This window comes from Pseudomonas sp. NPDC087639 (assembly GCF_044743385.1).
In the GTDB taxonomy this organism is placed as follows: Bacteria; Pseudomonadota; Gammaproteobacteria; order Pseudomonadales; family Pseudomonadaceae; genus Aquipseudomonas.
Map to the genome: position 1 here is coordinate 46,463 of NZ_JBIUWI010000024.1, position 21,534 is coordinate 67,996.

A 21,534-nucleotide genomic window follows, 5' to 3' on the forward strand; every position below is an offset into this window, starting at 1 on the left:
TGATCAACTTAAGCAAAGCCACGGCCGACGTGGGCTGGCGATCAGTCTCTACAGGTTATCCACAGGCAGGCTCACCTTTAAACTGGATAACCTGACTCCGCTCAAACGTCTGTGCGTAACACCAGTTCCACCATCAAATCATCGGCCAGGGTTTCCAGGCGCGATTGCAGCACATCCAGTGACAGCGTCAACGGCACCGCGAGAATCGCTTCGGCGTGGAACAACGGCTCGCTGCTCATCGGTGCCGGGCGCACTTCGGTTATAAGCCGTTCGAGGTTGACGCCCTGCTCGCTCAGCAGCCGAGTGATGTCGCGAACAATTCCCGGACGATCATTGCCCACCAACTCCATGGCGATTGGTTTCCAGGTGCAGGATTGCTCGATCCCGCTCTCAGCGATCAACACACGAATGCCGTGAGCCGACAGCGCTTGTAGGGAATCGACTAATTCGTCGTAAGCCTCCGCCGGTACGCCCACTCGAAGAATCCCGGCGAACTGCCCGGCCATCCGCGACATGCGGCTTTCCAGCCAGTTACCGCCATGTTCGGCGATGCATTGGGCGATGCGCTCGACCTGCCCGGGCTTGTCCGGAGCGAAGACGGTGAGTACGAGATGGTCCATGGCGCAGCCCTCTTGTCATGACTTTTGTTATCGAAGGGCAAGTATAGGCAAGCCCCGGAATTGAGCAGCAATGCTCCAAGTGAGCGCATACCTGTGGCGAGGGGATTTATCCCCGATGGGTGGCGAAGCCGCCCCCCGCTTTCTGGCAGATACACCGTGCAGGCAGGTTTCACGACTGCTGCGCAGCCGATCGGGGTGGTGCGGCATTCCGATGAATCCCCTCACCACAAAAGCGGGTACACCCGGACTATCCCTTAGCAGCCCCACAGCATTTATGTGTACAACTTTTTATATTTAGCTGGAACAATCCAATGGTTTTTTGAGAACATCCCGTTCCGCGCTGTGACCGCAATGCGTCATGTGGTCGCAGAACGACGTAATTAGTCTGATTTTCACAAGCGCAACTCATCATGTAGTATGCCTCGGCACGCACTACATAACGCTGAATCGATGTCTGCCCAAGGCATGTTCGCAACCCTGAAAGCCCCGTCATCAAGGCCCCAAGCCGTTGATTGGTCCCAGCCCAGCCGCCAGCAATGGCATGTACTGGTCGGAAGGTTTGTGGTTTAAATGGCCAGAGGCTTCATTGTCAAATTGAAGAGCTGAAAAGCGAAATAGCTGAGCAGAGTGAGGCAAGCAATGACTGAACACGTTCAAGTCGGTGGCCTGCAGGTCGCCAAAGTCCTGTTCGACTTCGTGAACAACGAAGCCATTCCCGGTACCGGCCTCACCGCCGAAAAATTCTGGGAAGGTGCCGACAAGGTCATTCACGACCTGGCACCGAAGAACAAAGCCCTACTCGCCAAACGCGATGACTTCCAGGCCCGTATCGACGGCTGGCACCAGTCCCGTGCCGGTCAGTCACACGACGCCGTGGCCTACAAAGCCTTCCTGCAAGAAATCGGTTATCTGCTGCCAGAAGCGGCCGATTTCCAGGCAACGACGCAAAACGTCGATGACGAAATCGCCCGTACCGCCGGCCCGCAACTTGTTGTACCGGTGATGAACGCTCGCTTTGCCCTCAACGCCTCGAACGCCCGCTGGGGTTCGTTGTACGACGCCCTCTACGGCACCGACGCGATCAGCGAAGAAGGTGGCGCGGAGAAAGGCAAAGGCTACAACAAGGTGCGCGGCGATAAAGTCATCGCCTTCGCCCGCGCTTTCCTCGACGAAGCCGCGCCACTGGCCGCCGGCTCCCACGTCGACTCCACCGGCTACAAAATTGCTGACGGCAAACTGATTGTCACCCTCAAGGGCGGCAGCAACAGCGGCTTGCGCGACGACGCTCAGTTGATCGGTTTCCAGGGCGACGCCAACGCGCCAATCGCAGTCCTGCTGAAACACAACGGTCTGCATTTCGAAATCCAGATCGACGCCAGCACCCCGGTCGGCCAGACCGACGCAGCCGGCGTCAAAGACGTCCTGATGGAAGCGGCGCTGACCACCATCATGGACTGCGAAGACTCCGTCGCCGCCGTCGATGCCGACGACAAGGTGGTGATCTACCGTAACTGGCTCGGCCTGATGAAGGGCGATCTGTCGGAAGAAGTTGCCAAGGGCGGCAAGACCTTCACCCGCACCATGAACCCGGATCGCAGCTACACCACAGTCGATGGCGGTGAAGTGACGCTGCATGGTCGCTCGCTGTTGTTCGTGCGCAACGTCGGTCACCTGATGACCATCGACGCGATCCTCGACAGCCAAGGCAACGAAGTGCCGGAAGGCATCCTCGACGGTCTGATCACTTGCCTCGCGGCCATGCACAACCTCAACGGCAACACCTCGCGCAAGAACACCCGCACCGGTTCCGTCTACATCGTTAAACCGAAGATGCACGGCCCGGAAGAAGCGGCGTTCACCAACGAGTTGTTCGGCCGCATCGAAGACGTGCTGGGCCTGAAACGCAACACGCTGAAAGTCGGGATCATGGACGAGGAGCGCCGCACCACGGTCAACCTCAAGGCCTGCATCAAGGCAGCCAGCGAGCGCGTGGTATTCATCAACACCGGTTTCCTCGACCGTACTGGCGACGAAATCCACACCTCCATGGAAGCCGGCCCGATGGTGCGCAAAGCCGACATGAAGGCCGAGAAGTGGATCGGCGCCTACGAGAACTGGAACGTCGATATCGGTCTGAGCACCGGCCTGCAAGGTCGTGCGCAAATCGGTAAAGGCATGTGGGCGATGCCCGACCTGATGGCCGCGATGCTCGAACAGAAAATCGCCCATCCACTGGCCGGTGCCAACACCGCTTGGGTTCCATCGCCGACCGCCGCCGCGCTGCACGCGTTGCACTACCACAAGGTTGACGTGTTCGCCCGTCAGGCCGAACTGGCCAAACGTGCCCGCGCTTCGGTGGACGACATCCTGACCATCCCGCTGGCAGTCAATCCGAACTGGACGCCGGAGCAGATCAAGAACGAACTGGACAACAACGCCCAGGGCATTCTTGGTTACGTGGTGCGCTGGATCGACCAGGGCGTGGGTTGCTCGAAAGTGCCGGACATCAATGACGTCGGCCTGATGGAAGACCGCGCAACGCTGCGTATCTCCAGCCAGCACATCGCCAACTGGCTGCGCCACGGCATCGTGACTGAAGCGCAAGTGATGGAAAGCCTCAAGCGCATGGCGCCGGTGGTGGATCGTCAGAACGCCAACGACGCGCTGTACCGCCCGCTGGCACCGAACTTCGACAGCAACATCGCCTTCCAGGCGGCGGTCGAACTGGTGATCGAAGGCACCAAACAGCCGAACGGTTACACCGAGCCGGTGCTGCACCGTCGTCGTCGCGAGTTCAAGGCTGCCAACGGCCTGTAAATTTGCGTAGATGCCGGACATGAAAAAGCCCTGATCGAGAGATCAGGGCTTTTTTGTTTGTGCGGTGTGGGGGATTTGTGGAGGACTTTAGATCGATCCCCCTCACCCCAGCCCTCTCCCCCATTGGGGGCGAGGGGGAAAGGGAGCCGATCTTTGTGCTTTTCATAACCGGAGTTCGACTGAGGAATTTCAGGTCGGTGTACCTTGCACATCCACCGCGGTCAGTCCCCTCTCCTTCTGGGAGAGGGCTAGGGTGAGGGGCTAGTAGACTCAATACCCAATTCGTGTTTGACCAGACCGAGCAACTTTCCCGTATCAATCGGCTTGAGCAGAAAATCCACCACGCTCAGGTGCATCGCCGCAATGGCGTCTTTTACATCGGCATCGCCGGAAACGATGATGATCGGCAGCGCCGCCCTTACCGATTCACGCACCTGACGAATCAGATCCAGGCCATCGACATTGCCCATGCGCAGATCAGTGATCACCAGCCCGATCGAGGGTTTCTCGGCCAACATCTTCAGTGCGGTTTCACCGCTGGCTGCGGTCATGCAGCGAATGCCGTCGAGCGCCAGAATCTCCGAGAGCAGCTCCCGGGCATCCTTGTCGTCATCGACGATCAGGACTCGCTGCGGAGGCAGATCAGGTTCGAGCATCACAGCGCTGAGTGCTTCGCGCTCGGCGTCGCTCAAAATATCGTGGTCGGGCATGGCGTTCTCTACGTTTTCAAATCAATCACCTGGCACAGTCGTCAGACATCGCCAGGCAGAGCTTCAATGTGCACTTCGTCGGATTTTTTTCCAATAGCCGAGCGGTCGAATTTCCGACTGTTTTTGTAGGGTTCTTCCCAAATGTGCTCAACGGCATGGCAAACCTAGACTTACGTCCAATGGGCACCCCGGCCAGAGGGGTCGACCATGGCTGCAACGATCCGACAACAACAATTCGAAAAAGACTGCGGTAATGGTTATGAGTAAAGCGGACGCCTTCACCCAGGCAGGGAAAACCGCGGTGTTGCAGAACATTCAGGGCACTCTGCAATTCCTCCAGCGCTTCCCGCCCTTCAATCAGATGGAACACGCCCACCTCGCCTATCTGGTGGAGCAATGTCAGCTGCGCTTCTACGGCCAGGGCGAGAGCATCATCAAACCCGCCGATGGCCCGGTTGAACACTTCTATATCGTCAAACAGGGCCGCGTTGTCGGCGAGCGTCCGCACACGGCCAAGGGTGGCACCGAAACCACGTTTGAAATCACCACCGGCGAATGCTTTCCCCTCGCCGCGTTGCTGGGTGAGCGAGCGACCCGCACCGAGCATCTGGCCGGGGAAGATACCTTCTGCCTGCAACTGAACAAACCGGCGTTCATCAAACTGTTCGCCCTGTCCAACATCTTTCGCGATTTTGCCTTGCGCGGGGTCAGCAGCCTGCTCGATCAGGTCAACCAGCAAGTCCAGCAAAAAGCCGTGGAAACCCTCGGCACCCAGTATTCGCTGAATACCCGCCTCGGTGAGCTCGCGATGCGGCATCCGGTGACGTGCAGCCCTGAAACGCCGCTGCGTGAAGCGGTGAAATTGATGCACGAGCAGCAGGTCGGCAGCATCGTCGCGGTGGATGAGCACAAGGCGCCGCTGGGGATTTTCACCCTGCGCGATCTGCGCCATGTGGTGGCCGAAGGGGTGGACGATTTCAGCGAAGCCATTGAACGCCACATGACCCGTGCGCCGTTCTATCTTTCGCCGGATCACAGCGCCTTCGACGCAGCGATTGCCATGACCGAACGGCACATCGCCCACGTTTGTCTGGTCAAGGATCAGCGCCTGTGCGGCGTGGTGTCCGAGCGTGATCTGTTTTCCTTGCAGCGGGTCGATCTGGTGCATCTGGCCAGGACCATCCGCAGCGCCCAGCGCGTCGAACAACTGGTAACCCTGCGCGGCGAGATCGGCCAACTGGTCGAACGCATGCTCGCCCACGGCGCGTCGTCGACGCAGATCACCCACATCATCACCCTGCTCAACGATCACACCGTGTGCCGGGTGATCGAACTGACCCTCGCCGAAAAAGGCGACCCCGGCGTGCCGTTCAGTTGGCTGTGTTTCGGCAGCGAAGGCCGGCGCGAGCAAACGCTGCACACCGATCAAGACAACGGCATTCTGTTCGACGCCCGCGATGCCGCGCACGCGGCGGAGATTCGCGGCAAGCTGCTGCCCATCGCGCAGCAGATCAACCAGAGCCTGGCGCAGTGCGGCTTCACCCTGTGCAAGGGCAACATCATGGCCGGCAACCCGGAGCTGTGTTTGTCCCGGGCGGAGTGGGCGCGGCGCTTTGCGGCGTTTATTCGCGAGGCAACGCCGGAGAACCTGCTGGGCTCGAGCATCTATTTCGATCTGCGGGTGGTCTGGGGTGATGAACAGGGCTGCGCGCAATTGCGCCGGGGGATTCTCGATCAGGTCGGCGACAACCGTTTGTTCCAACGCATGATGGCCGACAACGCCTTGCGCAATCGCCCGCCGGTCGGGCGTTTCCGCGAGTTCGTGCTGGCGCGCAAGAACGGTGAAAAAGCCACACTGGATCTGAAAGTCCAGGGCCTGACGCCGTTCGTGGATGGCGCGCGCCTGCTCGCGCTGGCCAACGGCATCGACGCCAACAACACCCTTGAACGCTTCCGCCAACTGGTGGAAAAAGAAGTCATCGAGCGGCTGGACGGCGCGGCTTATGAAGAGGCTTATCACTTCATCCAGCAAACGCGCATGCAGCAGCATCAGCTCCAGACCCGGGAGAATCAGCCGTATTCCAATCGGGTCGATCCCGACAGCCTCAATCATCTCGACCGACGCATCCTGCGCGAATCCTTGCGTCAGGCTCAGCGCCTGCAAAGCAGCCTGAGCCTGCGGTATCAGCTATGAGCCTGTTCTCGTGGTTGCGTCCGGCAAGTCCAGTGGTGCCGGCAGACCTGCAACAGCGTCTGAAGAAGCTGCCGGCGATCGCTGAGCTGGGCGAATGCAGCCTGCGTAAACAGCGCTGGGTGGTGCTGGATCTGGAAACCACCGGGCTGAATATGAATAAGGATCGAGTGTTGTCGATTGGCGCGGTGGTGATCGAGGACGGCGCTATCGATTTCAGCCAGCAGTTCGAACGCACGCTGCAATGTCGTGAATTGAAGCTCAGCCCCAGCGTGTTGATTCATGGGCTGGGGCCGAATGCGATTGCCGCTGGCAGCGAACCTGCCGAGGCGTTGCTGGAGTTCATGGAGTTTGTCGGTGACAGCCCGGTGCTGGCGTTTCATGCGCCGTTCGATCAGCACATGCTTGGGCGGGCGCTGAAGGAGCACCTGGGATACAAGTTGCAGCAGACGTTTCTGGATGTCGCGGATATTGCGCCGCTGGTGTGCCCGCAGGCGAACATTCGCGAGGCCGGGCTGGATGAGTGGATCGACTGGTTCAAGCTTGAAGTGTTCGAGCGGCACAACGCGAGTGCCGATGCGCTGGCGACGGCGGAGCTGGCGTTGATCCTGTTCAGTCGGGCGCGGGGGCAGCAGATTCATAGCCCGCTGAATTTGCAGCAGCGGTTGAGTCAATGGAAGCGCAGGCAACAAACCCACTCTTTCTAACCCCCGTAGGAGCTGCGTCCCTCCCACCCGACCAGTGGCCAATTGCTAACCATTCCCACCTCTGCCAGAATCGCGAACAATTCTCGTTGGTTAACATTTCCCAATCGGTGCGTCTGGTGTCGTCAGTCCCAAGCCCTCACAGTGAGCTCGTCGGTGCGATGTATCGCGACCATCGCGGTTGGCTGCTGGCGTGGCTGCGGCGCAATGTGGCGTGTCCGCAACGTGCCGAAGACCTGAGTCAGGACACCTTCGTGCGTCTGCTCGGTCGCGATGAACTGCCATCGCCGCGCGAGCCCCGGGCTTTCCTGGTGGCGATCGCCAAGGGTCTGCTGTTCGATTACTTCCGCCGTGCCGCGCTGGAACAGGCCTACCTCACCGAACTGATGCTGATTCCCGAAGGCGAACAGCCATCGGTGGAAGAACAGCAACTGATCCTCGAAGACCTCAAAGCCATCGACCGTCTGCTCGGCAAACTGTCGACCAAGGCCCGCGCCGCTTTCCTTTATAACCGCCTCGACGGCCTCAGCCATGCCGAGATCGCCGAGAAGCTCGGCGTGTCAGTACCGCGTGTGCGCCAGTATCTGGCGCAAGGGATTCGTCAGTGCTACATCGCCCTGTACGGTGAGCCGACATGAGCCCGGCCAGTTCCAGACCGGTGCCGGCGCATGTGCTGGACGCGGCGATTGCCTGGCAACTGACGCTTGATTCGAGCAGCCCGCTGGAGCGCGAGGAATTCGCCAAATGGCACGCGGCCCATGAAGAACATGCGCGGGCGTGGCGCCAGTTGGGCATGCTCGATCAGCGTTTCAGCGTGGCCAAAGGGCCAGCCCGCAGCGCCTTGCTGCAATCGCGCGAGGGCATTCGTCGTCGAGTGCGCAAGCTGGGCAGCGGATTGGCCAGTGTGGTGGCGGTGGTGGGGCTGGCACTGTTTGCGGGCGATCGTTATCTGCCGCTGGATTACTGGCTGGCGGATCAGCGCACTGCGACTGGCGAACAGCGCACCGTGCGCCTGGCCGACGGCACCGTGCTCAATCTCAACACCCACAGCGCTGTGGATGTGCGCTTCGATGAAAAGCAACGCCTGATTGTTTTGCAGGAAGGCGAAATCCTCGTCGAAACCGGCCACGGTGACGCGAGGCCATTCATTGTGGAAACACGCGAGGGCAGCATGCGTGCATTGGGCACGCGATTCCTGGTCAAGCGCGAAGAAGAAGGGACGCGCCTGAGCGTGTTGCAGTCGGCAGTCGCTGCGCATACGCAATCGAAACCTGAAGAACAGATCCTGCGTGAAGGCCAACAAGTGCTGCTGCGCCATGACGGACTGGACGCCATTGTCGCGCTCAACCCTGGCGCCGATGCGTGGACGCGCGGGATGCTGGTGGTCGATAACGCGCGACTGGGGGATCTGGTGCACGAGTTGGGGCGTTATCGACGCGGACATTTGGGCGTGGCACCGGAAGTAGCTGACTTGCGCATTACCGGCAGCTTCCCGTTGCACGACACCGATAAAGCCTTGAGCGCCCTGCTGCCGACCCTGCCGGTGCAGATCGAACAGCACACGCCATTTTGGGTCACCGTGGCGAAGGCTGATACCAAACCTGATTAATGTGGTGCCTGAGCTTTAGCTTTCGCGAGCAGGCTCGCTCCCACATTGGGATGCGTTACCGCTGTGGGAGCGAGCCTGCTCGCGAAGACGTCATCTGCCACAACTCGCCTTTCAGTTAATCGAAATTATTTTCATCCAGCCCTATCACTTTTCCGATCTCGTCCGGCACACAGGCAATTGAGAAATGTTTCCATTCAGGAGCCGCCGTATGTCCCGTTCGCTAGACACCTTGTTGCGCCCCAGTCTGTTGGCTGTCGCCATCGCTCTGGGCGCCCCGCTGATCAGCAGCCCGTTGTTCGCCGCTGAACAAGCGTCCAGCGTGCGAGCCTACAACCTGCCGGCCGCGCCTCTGTCCACCACGTTGAACCAGATCGCCAGCCAGGGTGGCCTCGCGCTGTCGCTGAATCCGTCGCTGGCGGCAGGCAAGACCTCGGCCCCGGTGAACGGCCAGTACGACGCCACTGGCGCGTTGCGTGCAGCGTTGCAAGGCACTGGCCTGCAACTGGAACAAAGCAGCACCGGCACTTACACCTTGGTCGCTGTGCCTGAGGGTGTGATGGCGCTGCCGGAAACATCGGTGATCGGTGTGGAAAATCTGGAAACCGCCTGGAGCCCTGTCGAGGGCTACACCGCCACGCGCACCGCCGCCGGCACCAAGACCGACACCGCGCTGGTCGAAGCACCGCGCTCGATCTCCGTCGCCACCCGCCAGCAAATGGACGACCGTAGCGTGCACAGCCTCGATGACGCCGTGCGCTACATGCCGGGCATCACCGCCAGCAGCTACGGCAGCGACACCCGCGCGGACTGGCTGCGCGTACGCGGCTTCGAGCCGACCCAGTTCCTCGACGGCCTGCCACTGCCAAAAGGCGTGTACGCCAACCCGAAACAGGAAACCTGGAACCTCGACCGCCTCGCCCTGCTCCGTGGCCCGGCCTCTTCGGTGTACGGCCAGACCCCGCCGGGCGGCCTGCTGGATATGGTCAGCCGCCGTCCAAGTGACATCGCCAGCAGCGAAATTCAGCTGCAATACGGCAGCGACAACCATCGCCAGATCAACTTCGCCAGCACCGGCAAGATCGATGAGGCGGGTCAGTTTCTCTATGGCATCAGCGGCGTCGTACGTGACAGCGGTACTCAGGTCGACCACGTTGACAACAAGCGCTACAACATCGCGCCGAGCCTGACCTGGAACATCGACGACGACACCAAATTCACCCTGTTGAGCCAGTTCACCCGCGACGATACCGGCATCACCAGCCAGTTCCTGCCGATTCAGGGCACCAAGATCAAGTCGCCGCTGGGTGACATTTCCCATCACAAGAATCTGGGTGACCCGGATTGGGAATATTACGACCGCACTTACTACGCGCTGGGCTACGCGTTCGAACATCGCTTGAACGATACCTGGCAGTTCAAGCAGAACCTGCGTTACACCAAGTCGGATCTGTCGTTCCAGGCACTGACCGTTGGCTCGTACCCGTTCACCGAAGTGGATGATCAGGGCAACGTCGGCCGTACCAGCACCAGCGTCGACGAAGACATCAGCCAGTTCGCCGTGGACAACAACTTCCAGGCCGATTTCGCCACTGGCGATATCCGCCACACCTTGCTGCTGGGTCTGGATCACCAGCGCAGCAACACCAACTACACCTCTATATTTGGTGATGGTCTTCAAACCAACGTGATCAACCCGATCTACGGCCAGCCGATCGTGCGTCCGGCGCGCTCCACAGCGTTTTACGACTACAACCAGAAGACCTACCAGACCGGCCTCTACGTCCAAGATCAAATGGCCCTCGACCAATGGCGCCTGACCCTCGGCGGCCGTGAAGACTGGGTTCACACCAGCACGCGATTCATCAACAAAGCAGACGCCACCAACACCCAGCGCGACAAGGCGTTCAGCGGCAACGCGGCACTCAGCTATGTGTTCGATTCAGGCTTCGTGCCGTACCTGTCGTACGCCGAATCCTTCCAGCCGACCACGGGCGCCGACGCTACCTCCACCGGTTCGCTCAAGCCAACCGAAGGCAAGCAATGGGAGCTGGGCATCAAGTACCAGCCGCCGGGCAGCAAGACGCTGTTGAGCGCCGCCGTGTATGACCTCACCCAGAAAAACGTCTCGGTCAACACCTTCGTCGACGGCGTGTCGATCACCAGCCAGACCGGCGAAGTGAAAGTCAAAGGCCTTGAGCTGGAAGCGGTCTCGGACGTTACCGATAACCTGAAAGTCATCGCCGCCTACACCCTGGCCAAATCCGAAGTGCAGAACGGCACCGACAAGGGCAATCGCCTGCAACTGATGCCCAACCAGCAAGCGTCGTTGTGGACCGATTACACCTGGCACACCGGCGTACTCGACGGCTTCGGCATCGGTGCCGGCGTGCGTTACACCGGCAACACTTACGGCGACAAGGCCAACACCTGGCTGGGCAAGGCGGACGCCTACACCGTGTTCGACGCGAGCGTGCATTACGACCTCGGCCGTCTGGACAACAGCCTCAAGGGCGCGTCGCTGGCACTGAACGCGACCAACCTGTTCGACAAGGAATACATTTCCACCTGCGACAGCTTCTACTGCTACTACGGCGACACGCGCAGTGTCGTCGCCAGCGCCACTTATAAGTGGTAAGCGATTGAGCTGAAACAGGTCATGTCACCCGGCCGTCCTTCGTGGACGGCTTTGGTGTTTTTGAAGGTCATGAAATGAAAAGTAAAACAATCCGCCGCTGGTCGTTCATCCACACCTGGACCAGCCTGATCTGCACCGTGTTTTTGCTGATGCTGGCCTTGACCGGCCTGCCGTTGATTTTCAGCCATGAAATCGACCACCTGCTCGGCGATGCTCCGGTAGTACGCGAGATGCCGGCCGACACGCCGCGCCTGAATCTGGCGCAACTGGTCGAGGCTGCGGAAAAACATCGCCCGGATGACGTCGTGCAGTACTTCGGCTTCGACGACGATGAGCCGAACGCCGTGCTGACGATCATGGCGAAAACCGCCGGCACCGAGCCCAATTCTTCGCACACCTTCATGCTCGATGCGCGCACCGGCGAAGCGCTGGAAACGCCCTCGGCGAACGGCGGTTTGATGCTGTTCATCCTGCGCCTGCACGTCGACATGTTCGCCGGGTTGCCGGGCAAGTTGCTGCTGGCGTTCATGGGGCTGTTATTTGTCGTGGCGATAGTTTCCGGGACGGTGCTGTACCTGCCGTTCATGCGTCGTTTGAAATTCGGCACCGTGCGCCAGGACAAATCCACCCGCCTGCGCTGGCTCGACCTGCATAACCTGATCGGCGTCGTCACGCTGACGTGGGCGTTGGTTGTCGGTGTGACCGGTGTGATCAGCGCCTGCGCCGACTTGCTGATCGCTGCATGGCGCAACGACTCGCTCAATACCTTGATCGCGCCCTATCGCGATGCGCCGCCGCTGACTCATCTAGCGCCAGCCACCCGCTTGCTCGACATTGCCGGCGAAGTCGCGCCGGGCATGAAGCCGGATTTCATCGCCTTCCCCGGCACGCGCTTTTCCAGCGAGCACCATTACTCGGTGTTCATGAAGGGCGGCACGCATTTGACCTCTCACCTGCTGACGCCGGTATTGATCGACGCGACGACCCTGCAAGTCACCGCCGTGGCGGAACGACCGTGGTACATGGACGCCATGGGCATGTCCCAGCCGCTGCACTTCGGTGACTACGGCGGCATGCCGATGAAGATTCTCTGGGCCGCCCTCGATGTACTGACAATCATCGTGCTCGGCAGCGGCGTGTATTTGTGGGTAGTACGGCGCAGAGCGGCCAAGCCCGTGCTGGAAACGACGGAGGCCTCTGCATGAAGCCGCGTCAGTCGAATTTCTGGAAGGTGTTCAGCACGCCGCTGGTGATCGCGCTACTCAGTGCGGCGGGGTTGTTTGCGGCGTTGCTGGGGGATGGGGTTTGGGATGCGCTGAGTTGGATCGGCTTGGGTGTGCCGGCATTTCTGGCCATAAGAGGTCTATTGCTGCGAAGCTGAAAAACCCTGTAGGAGTGAGCCTGCTCGCGATGGCTGCGGGTCAGTCAACATAGGTATTGAATGTCATTACGCTATCGCGAGCAGGCTCACTCCTACATTTGGTTCGGCGCAAGGCTTGAGCTCGTGCACTGACAGGCTATGCTGCCCCATCACTGTCCTGATCGAGACCCTGCCAATGTCCGTCCCCAGCATGACCCTGTTCCACAACACGCTCTCCCCGTTCGTACGCAAAGTGATGGTGTTTCTGCACGAGACCGGCCAGCAGGATCGCGTCGCGTTGCAAGACTGTGTGCTCAGCCCGGTCAGCCCCAGTGCCGAGCTCAACGCCGACAACCCGCTGGGCAAGATCCCGGCCCTGCGCTTGGCCGACGGCGATGTCATCCATGACAGCCGCGTGATCCTCGATTACCTCGACCACCAACACGTCGGCAACCCGCTGATCCCTCGCGACGGTTCGGCCCGCTGGCGGCGTCTGACCCTGGCCTCGATGGCCGACGGAATCATGGATGCCTCGGTGATGGTGCGTTACGAGCAGGTGCTGCGTGCACCGGAAAAACACTGGGACGAATGGCTCGAAGCCCAGCGCGACAAGATCCGTCGCGCCCTCGCCCTGCTGGAAAAAGACGCGATTGCCGAACTGACCAGCCATTTCGATGTAGCGGCGATCAGCGTGGCGTGTGCACTTGGCTACCTCGATCTGCGCTTCCCGGACCTGGGCTGGCGTGAGGCCAACCCACAACTGGCCAACTGGTTCTTTGAAGTCAGTCAGCGACCGTCCATGATCGCGACCATGCCCAAGCCTTAAAACGGCGGCGCCTGTTCCGGCCTCTTCGCGAGCAGGCTCGCTCCTACAAGTGATTTGTGTTCATGCACAGTGTGGGAGTGAGCCTGCTCGCGATGGCACCACCTCGGTTCCGGCGGCAGTGACGCAAAGATCAGCGTCACCAACACCGCAGCCTCCCGCTGATCCTCACGCAACCCGCTCATTGCACCGCCCCGATATCAAACTCCAGCGGCTTGGCCGGCTTCTGCCCGATACCGTACCAATCGAGTTTGCGCGTCAGCACCATAAACACACCGAGCAAGCCGAACAGCAGCAGCGAACCCATGAGCAGCGCGTAATCCTCGGCACTCAACAAGCCATAGAGCAGGCCATACAACGCCGCCAACCCCGCCGAAAAACTCAAGCCATGACGCACGCTGTGCAGCACGTGGCAGACATAGAACCCGATCAGCAACACACAACCACTGGCCGACAACAGATACGCCAGGGCAAACCCGATGTGTTCCGACAGCGACAGCAGCAACAGGTAAAAGAACGCCAGCGCCACCCCCACCAACGCATATTGCACCGGGTGCACCGCCAGACTCTTGAGCACTTCGAAGAGGAAGAAACCGGCGAACGTCAGGACGATAAACAACAGCGCATATTTGATCGCCCGGTCACTCTTCAGATATTGATCCACCGGGTCGATGAAGCTCACGCCGAAGCTACGGGCATTGAAGCCATCGCAATCATTGCTGCTGACACAGCGGCTCATGGCGTCTTGCAGGTTGGTGGAGAAGAACGTGGTCTGCCAGTCGGCGCTGAAACCGGCGTCGTTGATTTCCCGTTTGGCCGGCAGGAAGTTGCCGATGAAGCTTGGGTGCGGCCAGTTGGCGGTCAGGCTGACGCTGCTGCTCTTGCCCACCGGCAGCACCTGCAATGAACCGGTGCCTTGCAGACGCAGGTCGAAACCGAACGCCAGTTCGTTGGTTTTGCTGGTGTCGAGCTGCGGCAGCGTCACTCGCACACCCTCGCCGAGCCAGCCGACTTGAGTCCCGGGAACGAAGTCCAGGCGCTGGCCGTCGAGTTCCAGTTTCAAGGCATTTTCGATGCCGCGAATGTCGCTGATGCCGACCGCGAGAAACGGCGCATCGAACTGGTAATCGGCGAAGTCTTCCTTGATGCCCAATTGCGCTGGCAGCGAAAAACTGCCGTTGATGCGGTTCTCGGCATGGAACAGCCGCGCTTCGTAAATGCCCCGGGCGCGCAGTTCGGTCTGTACCTGGCCATCGAGTTCGAACCGTTCCGGCAGAAAGTACAAACGCCCGCGTTCTTCGCTCGGCTCGTCATAGCGCTTGTTGGTTTTGTCGTTGAGCTTCCAGTTGTGAATCACTTTGCGGTACGGCACCACCATCACCGGGCCGCTGATCTGCTGGCTGTAACTGGAGCTGCGGGCAATGTCTTGCAGCACGCCGTCGCGCAGTTGCTGGCGCTCGTCGATGACCCCGTCGATCATCAGCAGTGGTATCAGCAACAGCAGGATCAAAAGGGCAATGGCCCCGAGCTTTATGGTCAGATTCTTGTTCATGGGACTCTCCCTGTTTTGATGGGCAGAGTCTGGATGGGCTGTATGGGGAATTTGTGGGGGGAATGTGGAGATTGTGTGGAGACTTCAACGGCCCCTTCGCGAGCAGGCTCGCTCCTAAATTGGAATGCGCCACCTGTGGGAGCGAGCCTGCTCGCGAAGGCAGCGACTCGGTCTCAAGGCAAGCGCAATGTCACTTCAACGCCATTTTCAACATTGCGAATACTCATCGACCCACCATGCAACTTGACCACTTCCTCGACGAAGTTGAGTCCCAGTCCGGTACTTTTGCGTCCACTGTCCGGGCGCGGCAATGAATAGAAGCGTTCAGTCAAACGCGGCAAAGCGTAGTCAGGAATCGCCGCCGTCTCATTGAACAAACGAAATTCGATTTGCTCGCCAACCCGCTCGGCACTGAACCGCAGCAACCCCTCGACCGGGGTGAAATCCAGCGCATTCTCCAGCAGATTACCCAGCGCCTGACGCAGCAAAAATGGCTCGCCGATCAGCAGCAGACTCGCCGAGATCGCCTGTTCAATGCGCAGCTGCTTGCCTTCGATTCGCGCGGTCTGAGCCTGCAACAACTCATCGACCAACACCGCCAGCGGCACGGCCACTCGTTCCTCAAGACCCTGGCGCTGCTCAACCTGCGCCAGATTCAGCAAGCGCTCGATCAACTGCTGCATCCGCGCACTTTCGCTGTCGATATTGCCGACAAAGCGCAGGCGCTGAACCGGCGACATATCGCCCTGCAGCAACTCCGCCGCACCGCGAATCGCCGCCAGCGGACTTTTCAATTCATGGGTCAGCGTGTGCACATAGCGTTCAACGTAGGCCTTGCCTTCCAGTTGCGTACGCATCTGCTCGACCGCTGTGGCCAGTTGCTCAAGTTCGCCACCGCGATAGTGCGGCACTTCCACTCGCCGGCCTTCACTGACGGCCTGGGCATAACCGGTCAAGCGATGCAGTGCGCGGCTCAGCCACCATGACAGCAAGGCGCCGAACAACAAACCGAGGCCAATCAGACCGGCGCCATAAAACAGCAAACGCCGTTCGGTGCGATCAACGTAAGGCTGCAACGAGCTGTTGGGTTTGGCCACGGTCACTACGCCAATGATCTGGCCGTTGTCGCGGATCGGCGCACCGACGTGCATCACCGACGAGCTCGGGTCATCCGGATCGCTGCGGCTGGAACGCGCGCCGTATTCGCCGCGCAAAGTCAGGTAGACGTCGTTCCAGCGCGAATAATCCTGGCCCACCGCAACACCGCTGGAATCCAGCACCACCCGGCCCTTGGCGTCGGTGACATAGATGCGATGGTTGACCTGATTCTTCGGCAGCCCCCAGATCGTCGCTTGCGGCTGGCGTTCGCCGTAGGCGCGCAGCAACTCGGGCCAGCGATTCTCGCTGAGGGTACCGGCCTTGAAATCGTCGCGCAGGATTTCCGCCAGCAGGTTGGCGGTGTCGACCAGGGTTTCTTCGGTGGACTGACGCACACCGGGACGGATTTCCTCCATCACCGTGTTGAGCACGAAATAACCGGTCAGGCCGACAAACAGCACATACACCAGGAAAATCCGCAGCCCCAACGACATCAGCTGTGCCCCGGGCTGTAGCTGTAACCGAGACCGCGATGGGTCTGGATCGGCTCGGCTTCGGCACGCACCAGACGCAGCTTGGCGCGCACGCTTTTGATGTGGCTGTCGATGCTGCGCTCGTAACCGGCATCCGCCGCCACACCCAATGCATCGAGCAATTGCTCGCGACTGAAGACCCGCTCCGGTTGGTCGAGCAGGCATTGCAGCAGGCGGAATTCGTGACGGGTCAGGCTCAGAGGCTGACCGCGATAAGCAATCTGCACGCGCTCGGGATCGATGCGAAACAACGCCGAGGACACCTCAACCGTGGGCCGTGGCGCCATGCGCTTGAGAATCGCGCGAACCCGCGCCGCCACTTCCCGTGGGCTGAACGGCTTGACCACGTAGTCGTCGGCACCGATTTCAAGCCCCACGACACGGTCGATCTCGGCGTCCCGCGCACTGAGGAACAGCACCGGCACTTCACTGAAGCGGCGCAGCTGTTTGCAGGTTTCGAAACCGCTGATGTCCGGCAGGCCGATGTCGAGAATGATCAGATCGGCCGGGGTCTGGCGCTGATGTTCCAGCGCCGCCGCGCCGAGGCTCACCCAAGTGGTGGTGAACCCCTCGCCCTGCAAGGCAAAAATCAGCGTATCGGCAATCGCCGCTTCGTCTTCGACAATCAGGATATGAGGCATGGCGTCCGAGCCCGTGGGTTAAGTGCGCGAACGGTGCCCCAAGCCTGACGTTACGTCAATGAGACCACTTGGCTTAACAGTCCGGTTTGTCGGCGGTGAAGCGCCGTGCTGGGTTCACTGCTGCGCCAAACTCGCGCAAGGCCTTGGCACCGATCAGCAGCGGATAGTTGAAGTTGCTGCGGTCGGTCAGGTTGACCTCCACGGTGCGCTTGACGTTGCCCAGGCACAGCTCCAGATCGACCACCGGGCGCTTGGCGACTTCGGTGGCTTCGCGATCTTCGTCTTCTTCATCGGAGCGGCTCTTGATCTTGCTGATGCGCGCAACCTTGTGTTCGTAGACCTTGTTGCTGGCGTCCTTGGTGCCGAGGCGGAAGCGCACCCAGTCGTCGCCATCGCGGGTGAAAGTCTCGATGTCCTTGGCCGACAGCGACGCGGTCAGCGCGCCGGTGTCCATTTTGGCCTTGAGCACTTCACCGCCGATTTCCGGCAGTGCGATGTATTCGTAACGCCCGTACAGGGTCGGCTCGGCGGCCATGACTGGCAGGGCGACGAGGGCAAACAGTGCAAGGAGGGATTTCACGTAAGGGGCTTCCTTGAAAAATGAGGGCGGCAGACGTGGGATTTTAGACCTTGTTCCACCCGATCGTTCCCACGCTCTGCGTGAGCATGCATCCAGTGACGCTCTGCGTCACAGGGACGCGGAACGTCCCGGGCGGCGTTCCCACGCAGAGCGTGGGAACGATCATCCAACCCGCAGCATAGCGGTACAAAAGTGAAACATTCGTCAGTGCAAATTTGGCCTGTCGCCCGAAGCCACTTATCATGGCGCGTCCATCCGCTTTCATAGAGTTGCTTATGCGCCGCCTGCTCACCGGCTGTTTCGTCACCCTGCTGCTGTTGCTCAACACCCTGATTCTGATCGGGCCGTTGATGATCTTTGCCCTGCTCAAACTGGTAGCGCCCGGGCGCTGGCGTGATTACGCGTCGGGGGCGGTAATGTGGATTGCCGAGACCTGGGCAGAAATCGACAAGCTGATTTTTCGCCTGTGCATTCCTACTCAATGGGACATTCGTGGCGGCGAAAACCTGCGCGGCGACACCTCTTATCTGGTGGTCAGCAACCATCAGTCGTGGGTCGACATTCCGGCGCTGATCCAAACCCTCAACCGGCGCACGCCGTTCTTCAAGTTCTTCCTCAAGAAAGAACTGATCTGGGTGCCGTTTCTGGGCCTGGCCTGGTGGGCGCTGGATTACCCGTTCATGAAGCGCTACACCAAGGCGTTTCTGGCGAAGAACCCGGAGCTGGCGGGCAAGGATCTGGAGATCACCAAACAGGCATGCGAGCTGTTCAAGCGTCAGCCCGTGACCGTGGTGAATTATCTGGAGGGCACCCGCTACACCGCCGCGAAAAGCGCGCAACAACAGTCACCGTTCAGCCACTTGCTCAAGCCCAAGGCTGGCGGCGTAGCGTTTGTATTGGCGGCGATGGGTGAACAACTGGATGCGATCCTCGACGTCACCGTGGTTTATCCACAGGCGACGATTCCAGGATTCTGGGATTTGATCAGCGGCAACGTGCCGCGAGTGATCATCGACATCAAGACCCGCGAACTCGACCCGGCGCTGTGGCAGGGCGATTACGAAAACGATCCGGTGTTTCGCCAGAAGGTCCAGAACTGGGTCAACCAGCTCTGGACCGAGAAAGATCAGCGCATCGCTGAACTGAAGAACGGGCGCGGCTGAATCAGCTACCGGTGCCAGTGCCCCAGATGCTGCCCAGACTGCTCAGCAGCGAGCCGCCAACGCCCTGCTGACCGAGGTATTGCAGAATCACCGGGGCAAACTGGCCGATCATGCCGCTGTCCATGCCCAAGGCGCTGAACGCATTGTTCAGGTCATTGGTGTCCTTGACGTTGCCCAAGGCATTTTCCAGCCCGGCCGACTTGCCCGACGAGCCGAGCAAACCGCTCAGCGCAGCCAGATTGCCACCGCCGCCGGAGAGTTTGTCGATGCCCGGCACTTCCTTGGCCAATTGCGAATAGTCGGTGCTGCTCAGCTGGTTCTTCGCCAGCCCCAGCATCGCACTGGTGCCGCCCACGGCTTGCTGCGGGGTAACGTTCAGCGCACTCAGAGCGCTCAACAAACCAGCGGTTTCCGAAGTCGGTGCCGCAGCGGCAGCCTTGTCGCCGCCCTGCATGCTCGAAGCTGCCTTGGTCACATCGTCCAGGCTGAAACCGGCGAACACCGGGCCGGCCGCCAGGGTCATGAGTGATGCCAAAGCAAAACCGCGTGAAATCTTCATTCAGACATCCTCTTGCGCTGTGGAAACCACCCGTCAAATGGGCGGTGAAGCTGCCGGTTTGACCGGGTATCCGCCGGCATGTTCCTCGCCCGCGCATCCATTTTCAGCATAGCCACGTATATAAAACGTGAAACCCTGGAATTGCCGCGATGAATGGCACAAGCGCCATCACTGAACTAGCCTGTGAACAGCCCGAGATCAGTCCTTGTCGCCCACGCCTTGCCTGGAGACTCATCATTTCCATCGCCGACACCGATCAGCTGCGACACCTGTTGGCCCAGTGCTCACTGGGCGACCGTCGCGCGTTCGAAACGCTGTACCGCAGCGTCGGCCCGCGCCTGCACGGCGTTGCCTTGCGTTTTATGGGCCGACCCGATCTGGCCGAAGAAGTGTTGCAGGAAAGCTTCGTGCGCATCTGGAACAACGCTTCGCGCTACGAAGCGCATCTGTCGGCGCCGCTGACCTGGATGATCAACATCACCCGCAATCAGGCCATCGACCAACTGCGCAAACAGCGCGACCGGCCGCTGAGCGATCTCGAACTGGACGCACTGCCGGACGAAAGTCCTTCGGCACATGAACAATTGAGCAGCGCCCGCGAGGCTCAGGCGCTGAACCGTTGCCTGGAAACCCTCGACAGCATGCAGCGCCAGTCGATCAGCGTGGCCTACTTTCAGGGCCTGTCGTGTACCGAACTGGCCGAGCATCTGGCCACGCCGCTGGGCACGGTCAAGTCGTGGATCCGCCGGGGCATGGAACGCCTGCGCCGGTGCCTTGAATCATGAACTACCAGACCCCTGCCCTGCGCCGTTCCCTCGCAGCCGATTACGCCATCGGCTTGATGAGCCCGGCTGCGCGTCGACGCTTCGAACAATTGCTGCTCGACGACGCAGCACTGCGTGCCGAGCTGGCGCACTGGCAAGATACGCTGGCGACCCTCACCGAATCCCTGCCGGAGCAACCGGTGCCCGACCGCGTATGGCATGGCATTACCGCGCGGATTGAGCCGCAAGTCCTGCACGTGCCGGAAAAACGTCCGTTCTGGAACTGGCTGCGCGTTACGGCTGCGCTGTGTTCGATCGTGGTGCTGGTGTTCCTCGGCTCGCTGTACAACCGCGACGACGCCCGCTACCGCGCCACCCTGCTGAGCGCCGACGCGCAACCGGCGCTCAAGGTCGAGGCGCATGCTGATTATCTGCAAGTCGAGCCGCTGACCCTCGCCGCCATCGATCCAACTCGCAGCCTGGAACTGTGGGCGATCCCGGCGGATGGCAAGCCGATTTCGCTGGGTGTGATCCCGGCCGGGGGTAAAGGCAAAGTTGAGTTGAGTGAGGCGCAGAAAGTGTTGATCGGCAAGCCGGTTGCGTTGGCGGTGACTCTTGAGCCGAAGGGTGGCTCGCCGACGGGCAAACCGACGGGGCCGGTATTGTATCAAGGGGCGTTGGCGGCGCTCTGACTTTGAATCCATTAGCTCAGATTCTTCTTACCAGGCTCATCACCATCTCAAAAAAAGCTAAAAAACTGTCAGATCTGACAGTTGGCGCCAGTCCCCTACAACGCCAACATTGGTGCTCCCATTACGTAACGGAGTACAAATGATGAAGTTGAAAATTGTCGCAGGTGTCCTGGTTTCGGCGGCTATGATGAGCACCGCCTATGCAGCAACGTGCCCGACTCTCTCGGTGACCCATTCTCAAGACGCCGAAGATCTAACCTTCACCTCTGCACGCCTTAAAGACAAAGACAGTTCCAATTCAGTTGTTATCTGCCGATTTGAAGGCAAGGACGACATCGCCGCCTCGATCGGTTACAGAAACGATACTCCGGTAAAAGCGACCATCCCTGCGAATTGGAGCGGCGATGACTGTTCTGTCAAGGACGGTGATGCCCGCAAATGCGCGTTCGAGGTAGCGAAATAACAAACCAAAAAGGGCAACCC

At 60.1% G+C, this 21,534-nt stretch carries 20 protein-coding genes; 13 read left to right on the plus strand and 7 right to left on the minus strand.

Annotated features, from left to right (window positions below):
• Window positions 1–101: 101 nt before the first annotated feature.
• On the minus strand, window positions 102–620 hold the full coding sequence (locus tag ACIOVB_RS12820; RefSeq protein ID WP_187680780.1) for a glycine cleavage system protein R: 519 nt from the start codon (window positions 618–620) through the stop codon (window positions 102–104).
• 639 nt (window positions 621–1,259) lie between these two features.
• Here ACIOVB_RS12820 and ACIOVB_RS12825 point away from each other — a divergent pair.
• A complete protein-coding gene (locus ACIOVB_RS12825; RefSeq protein ID WP_401268164.1) occupies window positions 1,260–3,437 on the plus strand; it encodes a malate synthase G in 2,178 nt (725 codons plus the stop codon).
• A 248-nt stretch (window positions 3,438–3,685) separates the two neighbouring features.
• On the opposite strand, the gene ACIOVB_RS12830 is transcribed toward ACIOVB_RS12825, so the two are convergent.
• Entirely contained in the window at window positions 3,686–4,147 is a 462-nt protein-coding gene (locus tag ACIOVB_RS12830) for a response regulator (RefSeq protein WP_401268167.1), read from the minus strand.
• Between the two features lie 253 nt (window positions 4,148–4,400).
• On the opposite strand from ACIOVB_RS12830, the gene ACIOVB_RS12835 reads away from it, so the two are divergent.
• The 8 genes from ACIOVB_RS12835 to ACIOVB_RS12870 all read left to right on the plus strand — a co-directional run bounded on the left by ACIOVB_RS12835 (window position 4,401) and on the right by ACIOVB_RS12870 (window position 13,472).
• The gene (locus ACIOVB_RS12835; protein ID WP_401268169.1) at window positions 4,401–6,341 is read left to right on the plus strand and encodes a putative nucleotidyltransferase substrate binding domain-containing protein; all 1,941 of its coding nucleotides are present in this window, start codon (window positions 4,401–4,403) and stop codon (window positions 6,339–6,341) included.
• The gene (locus ACIOVB_RS12840; protein ID WP_401268171.1) at window positions 6,338–7,045 is read left to right on the plus strand and encodes a PolC-type DNA polymerase III; all 708 of its coding nucleotides are present in this window, start codon (window positions 6,338–6,340) and stop codon (window positions 7,043–7,045) included. The genes ACIOVB_RS12835 and ACIOVB_RS12840 overlap by 4 nt, the downstream gene beginning before the upstream one ends.
• Before the next feature lie 158 nt (window positions 7,046–7,203).
• Window positions 7,204–7,680 carry an RNA polymerase sigma factor gene (locus tag ACIOVB_RS12845; RefSeq protein ID WP_222944273.1) on the plus strand — a complete coding sequence of 159 codons (477 nt, stop codon included), beginning with the start codon at window positions 7,204–7,206 and terminating at the stop codon, window positions 7,678–7,680.
• On the plus strand, window positions 7,677–8,651 hold the full coding sequence (locus ACIOVB_RS12850; RefSeq protein ID WP_401268174.1) for a FecR domain-containing protein: 975 nt from the start codon (window positions 7,677–7,679) through the stop codon (window positions 8,649–8,651). The genes ACIOVB_RS12845 and ACIOVB_RS12850 overlap by 4 nt, the downstream gene beginning before the upstream one ends.
• Window positions 8,652–8,859: 208 nt before the next feature.
• Window positions 8,860–11,286, plus strand: coding sequence for a TonB-dependent siderophore receptor (locus ACIOVB_RS12855; RefSeq protein WP_401268176.1), 2,427 nt, complete (start codon window positions 8,860–8,862; stop codon window positions 11,284–11,286).
• 74 nt (window positions 11,287–11,360) lie between these two features.
• The gene (locus ACIOVB_RS12860) at window positions 11,361–12,491 is read left to right on the plus strand and encodes a PepSY-associated TM helix domain-containing protein (protein WP_401268179.1); all 1,131 of its coding nucleotides are present in this window, start codon (window positions 11,361–11,363) and stop codon (window positions 12,489–12,491) included.
• Window positions 12,488–12,667 carry a hypothetical protein gene (locus tag ACIOVB_RS12865; protein WP_401268181.1) on the plus strand — a complete coding sequence of 60 codons (180 nt, stop codon included), beginning with the start codon at window positions 12,488–12,490 and terminating at the stop codon, window positions 12,665–12,667. The genes ACIOVB_RS12860 and ACIOVB_RS12865 overlap by 4 nt, the downstream gene beginning before the upstream one ends.
• 175 nt (window positions 12,668–12,842) lie before the next feature.
• Window positions 12,843–13,472 (plus strand): glutathione S-transferase, encoded by a 630-nt coding sequence (locus tag ACIOVB_RS12870; RefSeq protein ID WP_401268184.1) that lies wholly within the window; start codon window positions 12,843–12,845, stop codon window positions 13,470–13,472.
• A gap of 178 nt (window positions 13,473–13,650) precedes the next feature.
• Here the strand turns inward: ACIOVB_RS12870 and creD are convergent, their stop codons facing one another.
• The 4 genes from creD to ACIOVB_RS12890 all read right to left on the minus strand — a co-directional run bounded on the left by creD (window position 13,651) and on the right by ACIOVB_RS12890 (window position 17,873).
• Window positions 13,651–15,021 carry a cell envelope integrity protein CreD gene (creD, locus tag ACIOVB_RS12875; protein WP_401268186.1) on the minus strand — a complete coding sequence of 457 codons (1,371 nt, stop codon included), beginning with the start codon at window positions 15,019–15,021 and terminating at the stop codon, window positions 13,651–13,653.
• A 173-nt stretch (window positions 15,022–15,194) separates the two neighbouring features.
• A complete protein-coding gene (gene creC / locus ACIOVB_RS12880; protein WP_401268189.1) occupies window positions 15,195–16,613 on the minus strand; it encodes a two-component system sensor histidine kinase CreC in 1,419 nt (472 codons plus the stop codon).
• Window positions 16,613–17,293, minus strand: coding sequence for a two-component system response regulator CreB (gene creB / locus ACIOVB_RS12885; protein ID WP_401268192.1), 681 nt, complete (start codon window positions 17,291–17,293; stop codon window positions 16,613–16,615). Before creB ends, creC begins: the two co-directional genes overlap by 1 nt.
• 73 nt (window positions 17,294–17,366) lie before the next feature.
• Entirely contained in the window at window positions 17,367–17,873 is a 507-nt protein-coding gene (locus ACIOVB_RS12890) for an ATP-dependent zinc protease (protein WP_187680766.1), read from the minus strand.
• Window positions 17,874–18,148: 275 nt separating this feature from the next.
• Between ACIOVB_RS12890 and ACIOVB_RS12895 the strand changes: the two genes are divergently transcribed.
• Complete coding sequence (locus tag ACIOVB_RS12895; RefSeq protein ID WP_401268195.1) at window positions 18,149–19,036, plus strand: acyltransferase; 888 nt, start codon at window positions 18,149–18,151, stop codon at window positions 19,034–19,036.
• 1 nt (window position 19,037) lies between these two features.
• Here the strand turns inward: ACIOVB_RS12895 and ACIOVB_RS12900 are convergent, their stop codons facing one another.
• Complete coding sequence (locus ACIOVB_RS12900; RefSeq protein ID WP_401268198.1) at window positions 19,038–19,595, minus strand: DUF2780 domain-containing protein; 558 nt, start codon at window positions 19,593–19,595, stop codon at window positions 19,038–19,040.
• 149 nt (window positions 19,596–19,744) lie between these two features.
• Between ACIOVB_RS12900 and ACIOVB_RS12905 the strand changes: the two genes are divergently transcribed.
• From ACIOVB_RS12905 to ACIOVB_RS12915, 3 genes are all read left to right on the plus strand, one after another.
• Window positions 19,745–20,380: a sigma-70 family RNA polymerase sigma factor gene (locus ACIOVB_RS12905; protein ID WP_401268199.1), complete on the plus strand. Its 636-nt coding sequence runs from the start codon at window positions 19,745–19,747 to the stop codon at window positions 20,378–20,380.
• On the plus strand, window positions 20,377–21,051 hold the full coding sequence (locus ACIOVB_RS12910; RefSeq protein ID WP_401268202.1) for an anti-sigma factor domain-containing protein: 675 nt from the start codon (window positions 20,377–20,379) through the stop codon (window positions 21,049–21,051). The genes ACIOVB_RS12905 and ACIOVB_RS12910 overlap by 4 nt, the downstream gene beginning before the upstream one ends.
• Window positions 21,052–21,193: 142 nt before the next feature.
• Complete coding sequence (locus ACIOVB_RS12915; protein ID WP_401268204.1) at window positions 21,194–21,514, plus strand: hypothetical protein; 321 nt, start codon at window positions 21,194–21,196, stop codon at window positions 21,512–21,514.
• The last annotated feature ends 20 nt before the right edge of the window (window positions 21,515–21,534 follow it).

Coding starts and splice junctions, on each gene's coding strand:
- ACIOVB_RS12820 (WP_187680780.1), bottom strand. CDS start 620: ATGGACCATCTCGTACTCACCGTCTTCGCTCCGGACAAGCCCGGGCAG.
- ACIOVB_RS12860 (WP_401268179.1), top strand. CDS start 11,361: ATGAAAAGTAAAACAATCCGCCGCTGGTCGTTCATCCACACCTGGACC.
- ACIOVB_RS12900 (WP_401268198.1), bottom strand. CDS start 19,595: ATGAAGATTTCACGCGGTTTTGCTTTGGCATCACTCATGACCCTGGCG.
- ACIOVB_RS12865 (WP_401268181.1), top strand. CDS start 12,488: ATGAAGCCGCGTCAGTCGAATTTCTGGAAGGTGTTCAGCACGCCGCTG.
- ACIOVB_RS12915 (WP_401268204.1), top strand. CDS start 21,194: ATGAAGTTGAAAATTGTCGCAGGTGTCCTGGTTTCGGCGGCTATGATG.
- ACIOVB_RS12825 (WP_401268164.1), top strand. CDS start 1,260: ATGACTGAACACGTTCAAGTCGGTGGCCTGCAGGTCGCCAAAGTCCTG.
- creD (WP_401268186.1), bottom strand. CDS start 15,021: ATGAACAAGAATCTGACCATAAAGCTCGGGGCCATTGCCCTTTTGATC.
- ACIOVB_RS12840 (WP_401268171.1), top strand. CDS start 6,338: ATGAGCCTGTTCTCGTGGTTGCGTCCGGCAAGTCCAGTGGTGCCGGCA.
- ACIOVB_RS12830 (WP_401268167.1), bottom strand. CDS start 4,147: ATGCCCGACCACGATATTTTGAGCGACGCCGAGCGCGAAGCACTCAGC.
- ACIOVB_RS12850 (WP_401268174.1), top strand. CDS start 7,677: ATGAGCCCGGCCAGTTCCAGACCGGTGCCGGCGCATGTGCTGGACGCG.
- ACIOVB_RS12845 (WP_222944273.1), top strand. CDS start 7,204: ATGTATCGCGACCATCGCGGTTGGCTGCTGGCGTGGCTGCGGCGCAAT.
- creB (WP_401268192.1), bottom strand. CDS start 17,293: ATGCCTCATATCCTGATTGTCGAAGACGAAGCGGCGATTGCCGATACG.
- ACIOVB_RS12855 (WP_401268176.1), top strand. CDS start 8,860: ATGTCCCGTTCGCTAGACACCTTGTTGCGCCCCAGTCTGTTGGCTGTC.
- ACIOVB_RS12870 (WP_401268184.1), top strand. CDS start 12,843: ATGTCCGTCCCCAGCATGACCCTGTTCCACAACACGCTCTCCCCGTTC.
- ACIOVB_RS12905 (WP_401268199.1), top strand. CDS start 19,745: ATGAATGGCACAAGCGCCATCACTGAACTAGCCTGTGAACAGCCCGAG.
- ACIOVB_RS12910 (WP_401268202.1), top strand. CDS start 20,377: ATGAACTACCAGACCCCTGCCCTGCGCCGTTCCCTCGCAGCCGATTAC.
- ACIOVB_RS12835 (WP_401268169.1), top strand. CDS start 4,401: ATGGTTATGAGTAAAGCGGACGCCTTCACCCAGGCAGGGAAAACCGCG.
- ACIOVB_RS12895 (WP_401268195.1), top strand. CDS start 18,149: ATGCGCCGCCTGCTCACCGGCTGTTTCGTCACCCTGCTGCTGTTGCTC.
- creC (WP_401268189.1), bottom strand. CDS start 16,613: ATGTCGTTGGGGCTGCGGATTTTCCTGGTGTATGTGCTGTTTGTCGGC.